15 protein-coding genes are annotated in these 16318 nt (G+C 67.2%); 10 read left to right on the forward strand and 5 right to left on the reverse strand.

Going from position 1 to position 16318, the window contains the following annotated elements:
- Positions 1-45: 45 nt before the first annotated feature.
- The 3 genes from SriyCCGPB3_RS17840 (at position 46) to SriyCCGPB3_RS17850 (ending at position 3641) form a co-directional block, all read left to right on the forward strand.
- Entirely contained in the window at positions 46-666 is a 621-nt protein-coding gene (locus SriyCCGPB3_RS17840; RefSeq protein ID WP_228756285.1) for a hypothetical protein, read from the forward strand.
- On the forward strand, positions 641-1183 hold the full coding sequence (locus SriyCCGPB3_RS17845; RefSeq protein ID WP_110713604.1) for a hypothetical protein: 543 nt from the start codon (positions 641-643) through the stop codon (positions 1181-1183). Before SriyCCGPB3_RS17840 ends, SriyCCGPB3_RS17845 begins: the two co-directional genes overlap by 26 nt.
- 160 nt (positions 1184-1343) lie before the next feature.
- The gene (locus tag SriyCCGPB3_RS17850; protein ID WP_164162879.1) at positions 1344-3641 is read left to right on the forward strand and encodes a TonB-dependent receptor; all 2298 of its coding nucleotides are present in this window, start codon (positions 1344-1346) and stop codon (positions 3639-3641) included.
- Positions 3642-4081: 440 nt separating this feature from the next.
- Here SriyCCGPB3_RS17850 and SriyCCGPB3_RS17855 read toward each other — a convergent pair whose 3' ends face one another.
- A complete protein-coding gene (locus tag SriyCCGPB3_RS17855; protein WP_110713608.1) occupies positions 4082-5335 on the reverse strand; it encodes a flavohemoglobin expression-modulating QEGLA motif protein in 1254 nt (417 codons plus the stop codon).
- Between the two features lie 209 nt (positions 5336-5544).
- A complete protein-coding gene (rsgA, locus tag SriyCCGPB3_RS17860) occupies positions 5545-6654 on the reverse strand; it encodes a ribosome small subunit-dependent GTPase A (RefSeq protein WP_110713610.1) in 1110 nt (369 codons plus the stop codon).
- Between the two features lie 114 nt (positions 6655-6768).
- Between rsgA and SriyCCGPB3_RS17865 the strand changes: the two genes are divergently transcribed.
- The 3 genes from SriyCCGPB3_RS17865 to SriyCCGPB3_RS17875 are packed head-to-tail and all read left to right on the forward strand — an operon-like array spanning position 6769 to position 9388.
- Positions 6769-8043 (forward strand): pyridoxal phosphate-dependent aminotransferase, encoded by a 1275-nt coding sequence (locus SriyCCGPB3_RS17865; RefSeq protein WP_110713611.1) that lies wholly within the window; start codon positions 6769-6771, stop codon positions 8041-8043.
- A gap of 3 nt (positions 8044-8046) precedes the next feature.
- A complete protein-coding gene (locus SriyCCGPB3_RS17870) occupies positions 8047-8664 on the forward strand; it encodes an SGNH/GDSL hydrolase family protein (protein ID WP_006384308.1) in 618 nt (205 codons plus the stop codon).
- 4 nt (positions 8665-8668) lie between these two features.
- Complete coding sequence (locus SriyCCGPB3_RS17875; RefSeq protein ID WP_350259583.1) at positions 8669-9388, forward strand: class I SAM-dependent methyltransferase; 720 nt, start codon at positions 8669-8671, stop codon at positions 9386-9388.
- Between the two features lie 145 nt (positions 9389-9533).
- Here SriyCCGPB3_RS17875 and SriyCCGPB3_RS17880 read toward each other — a convergent pair whose 3' ends face one another.
- A complete protein-coding gene (locus SriyCCGPB3_RS17880; RefSeq protein WP_350259584.1) occupies positions 9534-10313 on the reverse strand; it encodes a polysaccharide deacetylase family protein in 780 nt (259 codons plus the stop codon).
- 59 nt (positions 10314-10372) lie between these two features.
- Between SriyCCGPB3_RS17880 and grxD the strand changes: the two genes are divergently transcribed.
- Positions 10373-11299, forward strand: coding sequence for a Grx4 family monothiol glutaredoxin (gene grxD / locus SriyCCGPB3_RS17885; RefSeq protein WP_042358958.1), 927 nt, complete (start codon positions 10373-10375; stop codon positions 11297-11299).
- A 77-nt stretch (positions 11300-11376) separates the two neighbouring features.
- Here grxD and SriyCCGPB3_RS17890 read toward each other — a convergent pair whose 3' ends face one another.
- A complete protein-coding gene (locus tag SriyCCGPB3_RS17890; protein ID WP_110713615.1) occupies positions 11377-11916 on the reverse strand; it encodes a DUF924 family protein in 540 nt (179 codons plus the stop codon).
- 43 nt (positions 11917-11959) lie between these two features.
- Positions 11960-12736, reverse strand: a complete 777-nt coding sequence (locus tag SriyCCGPB3_RS17895; protein ID WP_049415280.1) for an AMP nucleosidase — start codon at positions 12734-12736, stop codon at positions 11960-11962.
- Between the two features lie 152 nt (positions 12737-12888).
- Between SriyCCGPB3_RS17895 and SriyCCGPB3_RS17900 the strand changes: the two genes are divergently transcribed.
- The 3 genes from SriyCCGPB3_RS17900 to SriyCCGPB3_RS17910 are packed head-to-tail and all read left to right on the forward strand — an operon-like array spanning position 12889 to position 16234.
- A complete protein-coding gene (locus SriyCCGPB3_RS17900; protein ID WP_153854492.1) occupies positions 12889-14298 on the forward strand; it encodes an amidohydrolase in 1410 nt (469 codons plus the stop codon).
- Positions 14298-15581, forward strand: a complete 1284-nt coding sequence (locus SriyCCGPB3_RS17905) for an amidohydrolase family protein (RefSeq protein WP_153854493.1) — start codon at positions 14298-14300, stop codon at positions 15579-15581. The genes SriyCCGPB3_RS17900 and SriyCCGPB3_RS17905 overlap by 1 nt, the downstream gene beginning before the upstream one ends.
- A 20-nt stretch (positions 15582-15601) precedes the next feature.
- A complete protein-coding gene (locus tag SriyCCGPB3_RS17910) occupies positions 15602-16234 on the forward strand; it encodes a 2-hydroxychromene-2-carboxylate isomerase (RefSeq protein WP_164162268.1) in 633 nt (210 codons plus the stop codon).
- Positions 16235-16318 lie beyond the last annotated feature (84 nt).

Genomic DNA, 16318 nt, shown 5'->3' on the forward strand with positions numbered 1-16318 from the left:
AGCCCGATGGATGAACGGCTGGAATCGCGGATCAAGGAGGTTGGCATGCGTGCATTGCTGATTGCGCTTCTCGTGGTCGCCACTACGCTGCTGGCGACACCGGCCCGCGCGGAGCCCCCGCCCATGCGGGTGATCACGGGTCTGGGCTGCCCCGACTGGCTGATCCCAGGCGCGCCCACGCTCGACGCGCAGATCACCGGCCATCCGGAGTGGACCTTCGCCTGGGCTCCCGCGTCCTATACCAATCGCAATCCCATCCGGATCTACATCCAGTCCTTCGACTGCGATTCCTCCGACATTGCAGGCTATTACTTCCGGATCGCAGCCATTGCCCATGAAGTGGGACACGCACTGTACTTCGAAGGTATCGCCTTGAGCACCCGAGGTGCGTTCATCCAGCACTTCTGCACCATGGAGGGGAAAGCGGTACTCAACAACCTCACCGCGCGCAGTGAGCTTCTGGTGACCAGCCTGGGGTACTACGACATCGGCGTAGCTGCATCCAACGGTCCTGGCCTCATCGCACAGGCCGATGCCGGCGGTGAAGACCTGGACCGGCGGGTAGGTAAGCTGTTCTGCGACAACAACGTAACTTCAACCACCGGCGAGAACTACAACGACTTCTACGGAAGAATCTACGATGAAGCGATCGCAGCCCGTCCCTGAACTTCTTCTGCTCCTGAGCCTGTTGGTTGCCGGTTCTGCAGCTGCAGCCACGTCCGCTGCCACTGCGGAAGAGGCGGACGCAACCTGGCGGCTCGTGGAGCGCTGGTCCTTGCAACTGGCACGCTCTGACCTTGTCGCGCAGCTGTCACCCCTGGCTCCGGCCGGCTCGCGTTCGGAAGCAAGAAGGGGCCGGGGCGACAGCGCCACCATCGATCTGGCGCCATTCGTGGTCGCTGGGAGGATCAAGGGGCCTTCTGGCCAGATCTACACCGATGCGTCGGGGCGAATCATCAAAGGCATTACGCTGTCGCTGGGCGGCGCCTGCATCTCGCGAAAGCAGATGGGTCGTCGCTACCCCGACTTCAACGTCCTTTCCGTCCCGTCAGGGCATAGCCTCGACGAGTCCACGGTGTTCGGTACGGTAGTGAACGGCATCCAGATCGGGTTCTCATTCTCCGAACATGACCGTGACTGCATGGACCAGCTCAAATTGAGCTGGCCAGGGGAGCGCTTCTGATTCCCACCGACATACCACCATGACGAACAGGTTGCAGGACGCACACCACTGCCCTGCATCGTTCGTTGGTTTTTCGTAAAGAAGGTTTCATGTTCCGTTCGCATAGTGGCCATGCACCGCGCACGCGTGCCGGTGACCACCCCCAATGCAACGGACCACCATGCAGACCCGACACCTGACGATCGCCGTGGCGATCGCGCTCTCCGCCGCCGCCAGCGCCCATGCCGCCACCGCCGCCGATACCGGCGCCAGCACCGAGGCCGCGCTGAGCGCGCAGACGCTGGATACCGTCTCCGTGATCGGCCAGGGCGAGACCCGCCAGGTGCAGCGCATCACCACCGTCGACAAGCAGGTGCTGCCGCCGGGCACCAGCGGCCAGAAGATCCTCGACCGCCTGCCGGGCGTGTCGGTGCAGTCCAACGACGCCTTCGGTGCCAACGAGGAATCGCAGACCATCAGCCTGCGTGGCTTCGACAAGAGCCGCCTGGGCTACACGCTGGACGGCATCCCGCTGGGCGACAACAGCTACGGCAACTACAACGGCCTGAGCATCGCCCGCGCGATCATCGCCGAGAACCTGGCCGGTGCCGAGCTGTCGCAGGGCATCGGTTCGCTGGGCGTGGCCTCGACCAGCAACCTGGGCGGCACCATCCAGTATTTCTCGATGGACCCGTCCACCGAATTCGGTGGCCGCGCCAGCGTCACCGTCGGCGACAACAGCCAGCGCCGTGGCTACCTGCGCGTGGATACCGGCGACATCAACGGCTTCTCGGCCTATGTGTCCGGCGTGCACCAGGACCAGGACATGTGGGCCGCGCCGTACCAGAACCAGACCACCCGCCAGTTCAATGCCAAGGCGGTGTGGAATGTCGGCGACCACCGCTTCGGTGCGTTCGTGGCCACCTCGCGCGCCAGCCAGGCCAACTACGCCTACCTGTCCAAGGACATGCTGGCCCGCGGCCTGGGCTATGACTGGAACATCTATGCACCGGACTGGGATCGCGCCGTCGCCGCCGCGTACTGCGCGCCGGGCACCTACAACAAGGCGCGCTGCGCATTCAGCGGCGGCGTCAACAGCATCGACGATGCGTACTACCAGAGCCGTGCGCTGCGCGACGACAACCTGTATTCGGTGGATGCCGACCTGCGCCTGGGCGAGCAGGGCCGCCTGAAGCTGCTGGCCTATCACCACGACAACCGTGGCCAGGGCCACTGGTGGGCACCGGGCCAGCCGTCCTACCCGGGTACCGACAGGATGCTGCCGATCTCGATCCGCAGCACCAACTACACGATCAACCGCGATGGCCTGACCGCCGCGCTGTCGTGGACGGTGGGCATCCACGAACTGGAAGCCGGCCTGTGGTACGAGCAGAACGACCATAACGTGTCGCGCAACTTCTACTACATCAGCGGTCCGTTCCTGGACGACCTGTACCTGAAGAACCCGGACCGCCTGTTGTTCAACCAGGACTTCGACATCCGCACCCGCCAGTTCTACGTACAGGACCGCATGCGCTTCCTGGACCAGCGCCTGACCGTGGATGTCGGCATCAAGAGCCCCAACACCCGCATGCGCGCCACCGCCCAGCCGGGCGTGGAAACCAGCATTGCCTCGGGCACGCTGACCGCCAAGAAGTCGGTACTGCCGCAGGTGGGCCTGGGCTTCAAGCTCAATGCCAACAACGAGCTGTTCGCCTCCTACGCCGAGAACATCGCCGCCTTCGTCGGTGGTGGCAGCGGCGGCCCGCTGCAGGTGTCGCCGGAATCGTTCGCGGCCAGTGCCGGGCTGGAGCCGGAGAAGTCCAAGAGCCTGGAAGCCGGCTTCCGTACCTTCGGCGAGAAGTACCAGGCGTCGATCGCGGCCTACAACGTGAAGTTCGACAACCGCCTGCTGTCGCTGAACCCGTGCTCGAGCATCGAAGTCGGCACGCGTCCGGAGTGCGTGACGCGCTTCATCAACGTCGGTTCGGTGAAGAGCCACGGTGCGGAGCTGACCTTCATCCTCAAGCCGATCGACGGCCTGCAGTGGTACAACGCGCTGTCCTGGAACAAGACCACCTACGAGGACGACTACCTGTCCGGCGGTGCGGTGGTGCCGGTGGCCGGCAAGATCACCGTGGATACGCCGCAGCGCATGGCCTCCAGTGAAATCAGCTGGAACCGCGATGGCTTCTTCGCCAGCCTGCGTGCCAAGTACACCGGCAAGCGCTACTACACCTACACCAACGACCAGTCGGTGCCGGGCGTGACCACCTTCGACGCCGGTGCGGGCTACGATTTCGGCCCGGGCCTGGGCCTGCGCAACGTTCGGGTGTCGTTGAACGCGACCAACCTGACCAACAAGCGCTACGCCGGCCAGCTGAGCTCGTTCGCACCGACCGATCCGAAGGGCACGCGGTATGCGATCCATGCGAGCGCACCGCGGCAGTTGTTCATGACGGTGGCGGCGGAGTTCTAAATCGAAAGCGGGCGCTGCGGCGCGTTGATTGTTCCTGCATAGCGTGGGTAGGCAGGCCCATGCAGGACACGCCGTAAACCCATCCATGGGGGCTCGATCGGCGCATCCATGCGCCTCACGGTCCTGCATGGGCCTGCCTACCCACGCTGGACAGTTCCCCGCGCCGGCGCGGAGGCAATGGAAAGCAAGAGCAAGAGCAAAGAGCCGGGCACTGCCCGGCTCTTTGCTTTTCAAGCGCAATCCCTTCGGCGCGGTGATGTGCTGCCGCCCGCGCGGGAAACTGTCTGGCGGCGGTGGGGCACCCTGGCCAGGACCGTGAGGCGCATGGATGCGCCGATCGAGCCCCCATGGATGGGTTTACGGCGTGTCCTGGCCAGGGTGCCCCACCGCCGCCCAGCGATATCAATCGAGGCGCCAGCGCATCATCCCGCCAACGCATTTCATTCCGGCGCCAGCTGGTCCATCCGTATCCGGTTGGCGAACAGCGAGAACGCCAGCATGCCGGCCAGGCCGTTCGCCCGGCTCACCCAATGCGGCAGCCAGCGCGGCGGCTTCAGCACCCCCGCCTCGAACAACGGCGCGAACGCGATCGCATCGGTCAGGCTCATCTTGCCGGCGAACAACCAGCGGCAGACCTGCAGGCGGTCCTCGGCCAGCATGTGGCGGAAAAAGGTATGCACCGACACCAGGCCGCGCAGGTACACCGTGTCCTTGGTGAAGGCCAGACCGCCACTTGGCGGCACGCCGCGGAACACGCGCTGCGCCGAAGCGAAACTCTCTTCCGCGTTCTGCCCGGCATCACAGAAATAGCGGAACACTTCGATGAAATCGGCGCCTTCGCGCGCCATCGCAATCGCTTCGGTACGCAGGCTGATGCGCTTGAGGCGCTCGATGTCGATGCTGCCGGTGATCTGCTCGGCGAAGGTGGCCAGCCCTTCCTGGGTCGCGGTCACCCGCGGCGAGGACAATGCCAGGCTCGGCAGCACCGGCTGCTCGCGGCCGTTCAGGGCGGTCAGCGAATGCACCAGCGCTTCATGGTGGAACAGCTGCGCGCGGTCGTAGGCACTGAAGCGCGCACTGGTGCGCAGGCGGATGCGGGTCGGGCCTGCAGCCGCCTTGGACACCAGTTCCGGATCCAGCTGCACCTGGATGATGCGTGATTCGAAGAAGGCGTCCAGATCGTTCTGCAGCTGCAGTTGCAGCGCGATGGCCGAAACCGGCACCTGCTCTTCCGGTGCCAGCAGTTCGTGGTCCAGCTCGGCGGCAATCTGGATGAAGTGGCGCGCCGCTTCGCGCGTGCTCGGGCCATTGCCCGGCAGCGGCTGCTCGGGTGCGCCGAACAGCTGCACCGAACAGGAGTCGACGGCAGCAGTGCCCAACCCTTCCAGCAGCTGTGCAGCCAGGTCCCAGCTCTGCGCCGACTGCCGCACGTAGTGACCCAGCGGATGGCTGTCGTCGCAGTCGGCGGCGATCGCGGCCAGTGCGCGGCGTTCTTCGCTGAAGTCCAGCTTCGGGTAATCCACCTTCGGCAGTACCGGCTGGCCACGCGCCACGCTGGCCAGGAACGGCGCCTGCACCGTGGCTGGCCAGCTGGTCAGGCCCAGCAGGCGGATGCCTCCCACGGCCTCGACCAGGCGCGCATCGAGCGCTGCATGGTGGGCCACGTCACGGTCCAGCGTCGCGATCGGTTCCATGCGCGGACTATAGCGCTCTGCCCGCGCGTTGGTAGGTGCCAACCTGGGTTGGCATCCGCCGAGGGCGGGCTTTGGAACCATTCGTGCCAACCAAGGTTGGCACCTACCAGGAGCGGGCAGTTAGCACTCATCCGAAGCAGGCAGACGCGGGTTCATTGCAGGGGTCAGAGCCCATTGCGGTGCAATGGGATCCGACCCCGCGATACCGATCAGCGCCGACGCGGCTTGCCTGCCGGGCGGAACTGCTGGCCCTTGCCCTTCTTGCCACCGCGTTCCTGCGCGGTCTCGGCCTGGCGCACCGCCAGCTTGGCGGCGGCGGCGGCGACTTCTTCCTTCAGCTTGAAGTAGTTCAGCAGCCGGCTCTCTTCAATCTCGCCGGCCTCGATCGCTGCACGCACGGCACAGCCCGGTTCCTGCTGGTGCTTGCAGTCGTTGAAGCGGCACTGTGCGGCCAGCGCTTCGATGTCGGCGAAGCCACCTTCGGACAGCGTCTCTTCACCGGTCGGCTTCAACTCGCGCATGCCCGGGGTGTCGATCAGGCAGGCGCCCATCGGCAACGGCATCAGCGCGCGGTGCGTGGTGGTATGGCGGCCACGTGAATCGTTGGCGCGCACTGCGTTGGTCTTCATCCGCTGCTCGCCGAGCAGGGTGTTGGTCAGCGTGGACTTGCCGGCACCGGAGGAACCGACCAGCACCACCGTGCGGCCCGGGCCCAGCCACGGCTGCAGCACCGCCACGCTGTCGGCATCCAGGCCGTTGATCGCATGCAGCGCGATGCCCTGCATCTCCAGCTCTTCCAGCACCGCCAGCGCATCCTCGCTGTACTCGGTCTGGTCGGCCTTGGTCAGCACCACTACCGGTTCGGCACCACCACCACCGACCAGCAGCAGGTAGCGCTCGATGCGGCGCGGATTGAAGTCGGCATCCAGGCCACAGACGATGAACACCGTATCGATGTTGGCGGCGATCACCTGCTGATGATAGTGCTCGCCGGCCGCACCGCGCTTGATCGCGGTACGCCGCGGCAGCAGCGCGACGATGCGGATGCCGTCGAGCAATACCCAGTCACCTACCGCCGGCCGTTCATGGCTGGGGAAGCGCGGGCGCTGCCATTCCGGCAGCGACTCGGCCTTGATCGACGCATCCGGGCCATCGGCCACCACATAGTGGGTGCGGTGCTGTTCGATCACCCGCGCCGGGCGGGCCTGCGGGTGAGCGGCCATGGCGGCCTGCCAGTCGGCCTGCTGCGCCGGGCCCGGCCAGGGCCAGCCGATGGTCTGCAGGGCGATGAAATCGGGGGTCTGGGTCATCACTGCCATTCTACCTGTGCCGGCGCCCTGCCAGCCCAGCATTGACGGGGCCCGAGCCCTTGCCATGCATTGCAGCAATTCCGGTAGGATGGAAGCCCCATGCCTTTTGACGGCCCAGCTCCCATGTCCACCAACTCGCCCAAGCCCCTGGCCATCCGCGAGCGCCTTTCCGAAGTGCGCTACGAAATCCGCGGAGAACTGGCGCGGCGAGCGCGGGAGCTGGAGGCGCAGGGCCGCAAGCTGATCAAGCTCAACATCGGCAACCCCGGCGCCTTCGGCTTCCGTGCGCCTGAGCACCTGCAGCGCGCGATCGCCGATGACATGGGCCGCACCGACCCGTACACCCACCAGCAGGGCCTGCCGGTGGCACGTGAAGCCATCGCGGCGTACTACGCCCGCCGTGGCGCGCCCGATGCCCATCCGGACCGCGTCTTCCTCGGCAATGGCGTCAGCGAACTGATCGACCTGTCGCTGCGTGCGCTGCTCAATCCCGGCGACGAAGTGCTGGTGCCCTCACCGGACTATCCGCTGTGGTCGGCCTCGACCATCCTCAACGATGGCCGCCCGGTGTACTACCGCTGCGCACCGGAGAACGGCTTCCAGCCGGACCCGAGCGAGATCGAGACGCTGGTGTCCTCGCGCACCCGCGCCATCGTGCTGATCAACCCGAACAACCCCAGCGGCGCCAGCTATCCGCGCGAACTGCTGGAGCGCGTGGTGGAGATCGCGCGCCGCCACAACCTGTTGCTGCTGGTCGACGAGATCTACGACCAGATCCTGTACGACGACGCGGTGTTCCAGCCGGTCGCACCGCTGGCCGGTGATCATCCGTGCCTGACCTTCAGCGGCCTGAGCAAGGTGCACCGCGCCTGCGGCTGGCGCGTGGGCTGGGCCCACCTCAGCGGCGATGATGCCCGCCTGGGTGACTTCCGCGCGGCGCTGGACCTGCTCGGCGCGCTGCGCCTGTGCGCCAACGTGCCGGGCCAGTACGCCATCGAGGCCGCGGTGAACGGCCCGGACACCATTTCCGAGCTGTGCACGCCGGGCGGTCGCCTGTATGAAACCCGCCGCGCGGTGATCGAGGCCTGCGAAGCCAGCGAGCACCTGTCGCTGGTCGCTCCCGCCGGTGCGCTGTACGCGTTCCCGGCCGTGGTCGGCGCTGCGGCGAAGGGCTTCGACGACCACAACTTCGCGCTGGACCTGATGAACAACGAGGGCGTGCTGGTGGTGCCGGGCTCGAGCTTCAACGTGCCCTACCGCCACCATTTCCGCGTGACCCTGATGCCGGAAGCCTCGGTGATGCGCGATGTATTCGCGCGCATTGACCGTGCCCTGGCCCGCCGTGCCGAGGACGCGACCAAGGTCGTGCCGCTGAAGCCGCGCCGTTCGGTGGCCTGACCTGTGACCCTGTCCTACCTGGCGCTGGGCGATTCGTACACCATCGGTGAAGCGGTTGCAGTCGAAGGCCGCTGGCCGCACCAGCTGGCTGCCGCGCTGCGTGCACAGGGCACTGAGCTGTCCGATCCGCAGACCATTGCGACCACCGGCTGGACCACCGACGAACTCGATGCGGGCATCGATGCGGCCGCGCCGCAGGGGCCGTTCGATTTCGTCAGCCTGCTGATCGGCGTCAACAACCAGTACCGCGGGCGTCCGCTGGACGAATACCGCAGCCAGTTCCAGGCCCTGCTGCAGCGGGCGATCGGCTTCGCTGGCGGTGACGCCGGCCGCGTGCTGGTGCTGTCCTTCCCCGATTGGGGTGCGACCCCGTTCGGCGCCGGCAGTGGCCGCGACCTGGCCGCCATCGAGATCGAGACCGACGAGTTCAACGCGGCTGCCGAGGTGATCAGCACCCAGCAGGGCGTGGCCTTCGTCGACATCACCGATATCAGCCGTGACCACGGTGACGACCCGGCGATGATTGCCGAAGACGGCCTGCACCCTTCGGCGCGGATGTACGCGCTGTGGAGCGCGCGCGCCCTGCCGGTGGCCGCGCACCTGCTTGGCGGCACGGACTGAGGCGATGGACGGCACGCCACGGACTGGCACGCCCCTGCCCTGCACTCCCCTGGCGGCCCCGCAAGCCCGCTTGATCGCCGACGCATTCCGGCCGGCGCAGGTCTGGGGCAGTCGCCGCGACTACTACTACACACGCGGCAAACTCGGCAGCGATCCGCTGTACGACGGCGTGCTGCAGCATCTGCCTGACGATGGGCAGCCGGTGCTGGACCTGGGTTGCGGCCTCGGCCTGTTCGCCCATGTGCTGCGCCAGCGCGGCGGTAGCCAGCGCTACCTGGGCCTGGACGTGGATGCCGGCAAGATCGCGCGTGCCCGGCGTGCAGCCGCCGACCTGCCCGATGTGCACTTCGACTGCCTGGATGTGCAGGCGCCGCTGCCGACCCAATCCGGGCACGTCCTGCTGCTGGACGTACTGCAGTATCTGGACGCGGGGCCGCAAAAGGCGCTGCTGCACGCGGCAAGCACACGGGTGGCCGCTGGTGGTCGCCTGCTGCTGCGCACGCCGCTGGCCACTGGCGACAGCCGCGACCGCACCACGCGGGTGGCTGACCGGCTGGCCTGGCTGGTCGGCTGGATGGGCACACGGCCGCGTCACTACCCCGACCCACAGGTACTGCAGGCGACGCTGACCGAAGCTGGATTGCAGGTGACTGCCCCCCGGCCGCTGCACGGGCGTACCCCGTTCAACAGCTGGCTGCTGGTGGCCGAACGCCCTTCGTTGTAGCGCCGAGCTCACGCCCGGCTGCCCTCCGACGTCTTCCAGTGCTGCGCACCGCCGCCCGAGCATCGGCTCGGGCGCTACAGGATGATCGCCAGCCCTTGTAGAGCCGAGCCCATGCTCGGCTGCCTCAAGCGACCAGAACCCTGGGTTACAGGGCCGGCAGTTGCGCCTTCAGGCCACGCTCGTCCAGCGCCTGCAGCACGCGCTCGATGATCGCCAGGTTGTGACCGTGGGCAGCCCCCTCATGCAGCAGCACGATGGCGCCCGGGCGCAGGTCGGGCAGCAGCCGATCGAGCACGCCCTGCGCCGTGCAGTCGATGCCGTCGAAGCCGCGCGCACTCCAGCCCACCCGGACCAGCCCCAACCGCTGCAGTACCGGCGCCACGAACGGATTGGTCATGCCCACCACCGAGCGGTACCAGTGCACCGGCTGGCCACCCAGGGTCTGCAATGCATGCTGGCAACCCTCGATCTCGGCGCGCATCGCGGCCGGGCCCAGCCGCCAGAAGCGTGCCTGCGGATGGCTGTGGCTGTGATTGCCGAGGTCGTGGCCACGGCGCAGGATCTCGGCTACCAGTTCCGGCTGCGCCAGCGCACGTTCGCCCACCAGGAAGAAGGTGGCGCGCGCCTGGTGGCGGTCCAGCAGGTCGAGCACGGCGCGGGTTTCCGGGCCAGGACCGTCATCGATCGTCAGCCATACCGTGTTGCCGGCCTCCGGCAGCCGGCTCAGCACCGGCGCATAGAAGCGGCTGTTGGGCAGGAACACCGGCACCATGAACAGCGCATGGCTGGCCACCATCAGTGGCAGCCCCCAGTGCCAGCCGGCCAGGGCCCAGACCAGGATCACGGCCAGCTGCGACGCCACCAGCCAGGGCAGCCAGCGCCAGGGGCGGGCCGGGATGCGATGCAATGTTCCTGCGTTGCTCATCCCCCATGATGCCATGGGGGTTAGAATTGATGATTCGAATTCCCGGAACCCCGACGTCCATGTCCCTCGATCCCGCCCTGCGTTCGCGCATCGAATCCATCCTCAACGCCAACCGCGTCGTGCTGTTCATGAAGGGCCAGCCGTCGATGCCGCAGTGCGGCTTCTCGGCCAAGGCCGTGGGCGCCCTGCAGGACCTCGGCGTCGAGTTCGCCCACGTCAACGTGCTGGCCGACCAGGAAATCCGTGAAGGCATCAAGGCCTATGGCGACTGGCCGACCATCCCGCAGCTGTACATCGACGGCGAACTGGTCGGCGGCAGCGACATCGTGCTGCAGATGGCCGCCAGCGGCGAGCTGAGCAGCGTGCTGGGCCTGGCTGCGCCGGACCGTACCCCGCCGAGCATCACCGTCACCCCGGCCGCCGTGGAAATGCTCAAGGGCGCGCTGGCCGATGCTCCGGGCGCTGCCCTGCAGCTGTCCATCGACGCCGGTTTCCAGCCGAACTTCCAGCTGGCCCCGCACGACGAAGGCGCGATTGCCGCCGAGTCCAACGGCCTGCGCGTGCAGTTCGACCTGGCCAGCGCGCGTCGCGCCAACGGCATCACCATCGACTGGGTGGACGACATCCGCGGCAAGGGCCTGGCGATCGACAACCCGAATGCGCCCAAGCCGGTGCAGGAAATCAGCGTGCGTGATGCCGACGACCTGGTGCGTGCCGGCAACATCACCCTGGTGGACGTGCGCCCGGCCGACGAGCGTGAAATCGCCGCCGTGGGCGTGCCGTTCAAGACCTTCGACGGCACCGGCCGCGCCGCGCTGGAAGCCCTGCCGAAGGACACCGCACTGGCCTTCATGTGCCACCACGGTGGCCGCAGCGCGCAGGCCGCCGAGCAGTTCCGCGCCCTGGGCTTCACCAAGGTCTTCAACGTCACCGGCGGCATCAACGCCTGGTCGGAAGACGTGGACAACGGCGTGCCGAAGTACTGATCGGCACCGAAAAAGGGGACGGAGGGGATTAAGTCGTTTGTGCCTCAAACGACTTAATCCCCTCCGTCCCCTTTTTCTTAGCCGGCGAAACCGCCTTCGGCCAGGTAATCCAGTTCTTCCGGCGAGGGAATGCGACCCAGCACGGCGTTGCGATGCGGGAAACGGCCGAAGCGGCGGATGATGTCGCGATGCAGTTCGGCGTACTGCAGGTATTCCTTGTCACCCAGCACATCGAACATCGCCACCGAGCGGTCCTGGTCCAACGGGTCCTCGGAGTGCTCGAACGGCAGGTAGATGAAGGCGCGCAGCTTCGGCACCAGCTGCAGGTCCAAGCCTTCCTCGATGGCGCGCATGGCGTAATGCCGGGCCAGGCCATCGGTGGCGTAGGAATGGGCGGTACCGCGGAAGCAGTTGCGCGGAAACTGGTCCAGTAGCAGCATCAAGGCGAGTGCGCCCTCGGCGCTGCCCAGCCAATGCTCGCGCGCGCGCGACGCCGCAGCGAAATGCTCGTCCAGAAACAACTGGCGGAACTGCGCGTCGAACGCATCGTCGCGGGCGAACCACTTCGCCGGGCCCGCCTCCTTCCAGAAATCCACCACTTGCGCGGCAACGTCCATCACCTACTCCCCAGGGCCGGCGCGCTGCGCGCGGCCATCATCATCATTCGTCGAAGCGCAGGTGGCGGACCGACTTGCCGTTGCGCCGGATAAGCTTAAGCGCCTCGATACCGATCTGGATATGATTTTCCACGAACTGGGAGCTGACCTTGGCATCGGAGGCCTCGGTCTTGACCCCGTCGGGGATCATCGGCTGGTCCGAGACCAGCAGCAGCGCGCCACTGGGGATGTGGTTGGCGAAGCCGGCGGCGAACACCGTGGCCGTTTCCATGTCGATGGCCATGCAGCGCATCGCCCGCAGGCGCTCCTTGAAGGCCTCGTCGTGCTCCCAGACCCGGCGGTTGGTGGTGTAGACGGTGCCGGTCCAGTAATCGTGGCCGAGGTCGCGGATCATGGTCGAGACCGCACGCTGCAGCGCGAAGGCCGGCAGCGCTGGCACTTCCGGCGGCAGGTAGTCACCCGAGGTGCCCTCGCCGCGGATCGCCGCGATCGGCAGCACCAGGTCGCCCAGCTGGTTCTTGCGCTTGAGGCCACCGCACTTGCCCAGGAACAACACGGCCTTGGGCATCACCGCCGACAGCAGGTCCATGATGATCGCGGCATTGGGGCTGCCCATGCCGAAGTTGATCATGGTGATGCCGTCGATGGTGGCACTGGCCATCGGCCGGTCCAGGCCGATGATGGGCGCGCCGGTCAGCTCGGAAAAGGTATGCAGGTAGCCGCCGAAGTTGGTCAGCAGAATGTGCTGGCCGAACTGGTCCAGCGGTACGCCGGTATAGCGCGGCAGCCAGTTGTCGACGATTTCCTGCTTGCTCTTCATGGGCAGTCCGGTACGGCGGGGGACCGGGTATTTTCAGCCACCCGGCCGGTGCCGTCGAGCCACCGTCGGCAGGCCTGTGAAGAAGGTCACTTGGCAAGCCCGCCGCCTCCGGGCTAGCGTCGGCGGCTGGATCACGCTGCAAGGGGAACTGCATGGCATCGACGTTGTTGCGCGCCGGGGTGGCACTGGCGCTGCTTTCATTGAGCACGGCACCGGCGGTGGGCGCCTCGCGCTTCGTCGCCGATCCCTACCCAAGCACCTACCAGGCGCATCCCGATGCGCCGGTGCTGATCCAGAACGCCACCGTGCTGACCGGCACCGGCCAGCGCCTGGACAATGCCGACGTGCTGCTGCGCGACGGTCGCATCGTCGCCGTCGGCCGCCAGCTGCAGACCGACGCCGGTGTCACCCGCATCGATGCGCAGGGCAAGTGGGTCACGCCGGGCCTGATCGACGTGCACTCGCACCTGGGCGTGTACCCCAGCCCCGGCGTTGGCGCGCACAGCGATGGCAATGAGATGACCGCACCGGTCACCGCCAACGTCTGGGCCGAGCACTCGGTGTGGCCGCAGGACCCGGGCTTCGCCACCGCGCTGGCCGGCGGCGTGACCAGCATGCAGGTGCTGCCGGGCTCGGCCAACCTGGTGGGTGGCCGCGGCGTGACCCTCAAGAACGTACCCGCGGTGACCTACCAGGCGATGAAGTTCCCCGGTGCACCGTGGGGCCTGAAAATGGCCTGCGGCGAGAACCCCAAGCGCGTCTATGGCGAAGGCAAGGGCGTTGCACCCGCCACGCGCATGGGCAACGTGGCCGGCTACCGCGCCGCCTTCATCGATGCCGCCGACTACATCGCCAAGAACAAGCCGAAGCCAGCCAAGCGCAAGGGCTGGTTCGGCAGTGACAAGGGTGACAGCGCCGGTGATGCCGGCGGCAAGCGCGATCTCAAGCTGGACACGCTGGCCGGCGCGATCGAAGGCGACATCCGCGTGCACATCCACTGCTACCGCGCCGACGAGATGGCCACCATGCTCGACCTGGCCAAGGAGTTCGGTTTCAAGGTCGCTGCGTTCCACCACGGCGTGGAGGCCTACAAGCTGGCCGACCGGCTGGCCGCCGACGGCGTCTGCGGTGCGCTGTGGGCCGACTGGTGGGGCTTCAAGATGGAAGCCTTCGACGGCATCCCGGAGAACATCGCGCTGGTCGACCGGCCGAAGAACAGCTGCGCCATCGTCCACTCCGATTCACCCGAGGGCATCCAGCGCCTGAACCAGGAAGCGGCCAAGGTGATGGCGTCCGCGCGCCGCGCGCGCATGCCGGAGATCACGCCCGAGCACGCCATCACCTGGATGACCGCCAACGCCGCCAAGGCGCTGGGCATCGAGGGCCAGACCGGCACCCTGGAGGCCGGCAAGATGGCCGATGTGGTGGTCTGGAACGGCAATCCCTTCAGTTCGTATGCGCTGGCCGAGCAGGTCTTCATTGATGGCCGCAGGTTGTACGACCGCAGTGCACCGGCAGCGACGCCGCGTTCCGATTTCCAGCTTGGCCAGGAGGTGCGCTGATGGTGGTGCTCAAGCAATTGGCGCAGTCTGCCGCGAAGGGCAGCCGAGCATGGCTCGGCGCTACTGCCGTCGTGCTGGCCTGCATCTCCACATCCGCACAGGCACAGGACCTGCTGGTGCGCAACGCTACGGTGCACACCGCCAGCGCACGTGGTAGCCTGCAGAACGCGGACGTGCTGGTGCAGGGCGGCATCATCCGTGCGGTGGGCAATGGTCTGTCGGCGCCGGCCGGCGCCAGCGTGGTCGAGGCCAATGGCCGTCCCCTGACACCGGCGCTGTTTGGTGGCATCACCGAAACCGGTATCGAAGAGGTCTCGGGTGAATCAAGCACGGTGGACAGTTCGTTGAAGCTCGGTGAGCAGCCGCTGCGCCCGGAATTCGACGTCACGCTCGCCTACAACCCGGCCTCGGTGCTGATTCCGGTCACGCGCCTGGAAGGCATCGGCTTCACTGCGCTGGGCGCTGCCACCGGCGGTGGTTTCGTCGCCGGCCAGGGCGGCGTGATGCGGCTCGATGGCAGCACCGATCCGATCGGCCCGCGTGCCCTGTTCCTGCGCATCGGCGCGGCAGCCTCCGAACTGACCGGGCATTCGCGCGCCGCGCAATGGATGCTGTTGCAGCAGATGATCGACGAAGCACGCGGCCAGGTGGCTGCGGACTCGCCGCACGCGCTGCTGACGCCGGCTGGACGCCGCACACTCAGTCGCTACCTGGCCGGCCAGGGCCGCATCGTGGTGGAGGTGGATCGCGCCGCCGACATCCGCCAGCTGCTGCGCTGGGCCACCCGCGAAAAGGTGAAGATCGCCATCGCCGGTGCCAGCGAAGCCTGGCAGGTGGCTCCGGAGCTGGCCGCCGCGCACGTGCCGGTGTTCGTCGACGTGCTGGCCAACCTGCCGGCGAGCTTCGACCAGCTCGGCGCCACCCTGGAAAACGCCGCGCGCCTGCAGCGTGCCGGCGTGGCGGTTTCCTTCGTGCAGCGCGGTGACGCCACCCACAACGCGCGCAAGATGCGCCAGCTGGCCGGCAACGCGGTGGCCAACGGTCTGCCGTGGGCCGATGGCCTGGCTGGGCTGACCCGGGTGCCTGCACAGGCATTCGGGGTGGCCGACCAGATCGGCAGCATCGAGCCGGGCAAGCGCGCCGACCTGGTGCTGTGGGAGGGCGATCCGCTGGACGTGGTGCACTATGCCGAGCAGGTCTGGCTGGGCGGCCGTGCGATGCCGATGCGCTCGCGCCAGACCGAACTGCGTGACCGCTACCTGCAGCGCAACGCGCAGCCCTGACCGCACACGAGGACACACCGATGGCGACGCTGCGCTGGTACTTCGACTTCATCTCTCCGTACTCCTACCTGCACTGGCAGAAGCTGAAGCGGCTGCCGCAGTTCGCGCAGATCCAGACCGTACCGATCGCCTTCGGTGCGGTGCTGCACCACCTGGGCAACCTGGGGCCAGCCGAGATCCCGGCCAAGCGCCGCTTCATCTACCGCCAGCTGCTGTGGACCGCACAGGCCGAGGGCACACCGCTGCGGTTCCCACCGGGCCATCCGTTCAACCCGTTGTCCGCCCTGCGCCTGTGCCTGGCCGCCGGCGCCAGCGTGCAGGCGGTGGACGTCCTGTTCGACTGGATCTGGCGCGACGGCAACGCGGCCGACAGCCCTGAAGCCCTGCGCGAACCTGCTGCGCAGCTGGGTATCGAGGATGTCGCCAGCGCCATCGCCGACCCGGCGGTGAAGGAGCAGCTGCGCCGCAACACCGAGGCCGCGATCAGCGCCGGCGTGTTCGGTGTGCCGACCCTGGCGATCGACGATGAACTGTTCTGGGGCAACGATGCGCACCCGCTGATGGCTGCCGTTCTGGCCGATCCTGACCTGCTGCAGCAGCCCGAATGGCAACGGCTGGCCACCCTGCCAGTGGCGGTGCAGCGCAATCGCTGAACAGGGCGTGGCGCGTTTCCCTCGCGCGCCACGCCGGGTTTTGAGATAGATTTCACGTTTCCGAACCTACAACCGCCCTGGAGG

Source organism: Stenotrophomonas riyadhensis (assembly GCF_040256885.1).
GTDB lineage: Bacteria > Pseudomonadota > Gammaproteobacteria > Xanthomonadales > Xanthomonadaceae > Stenotrophomonas > Stenotrophomonas riyadhensis.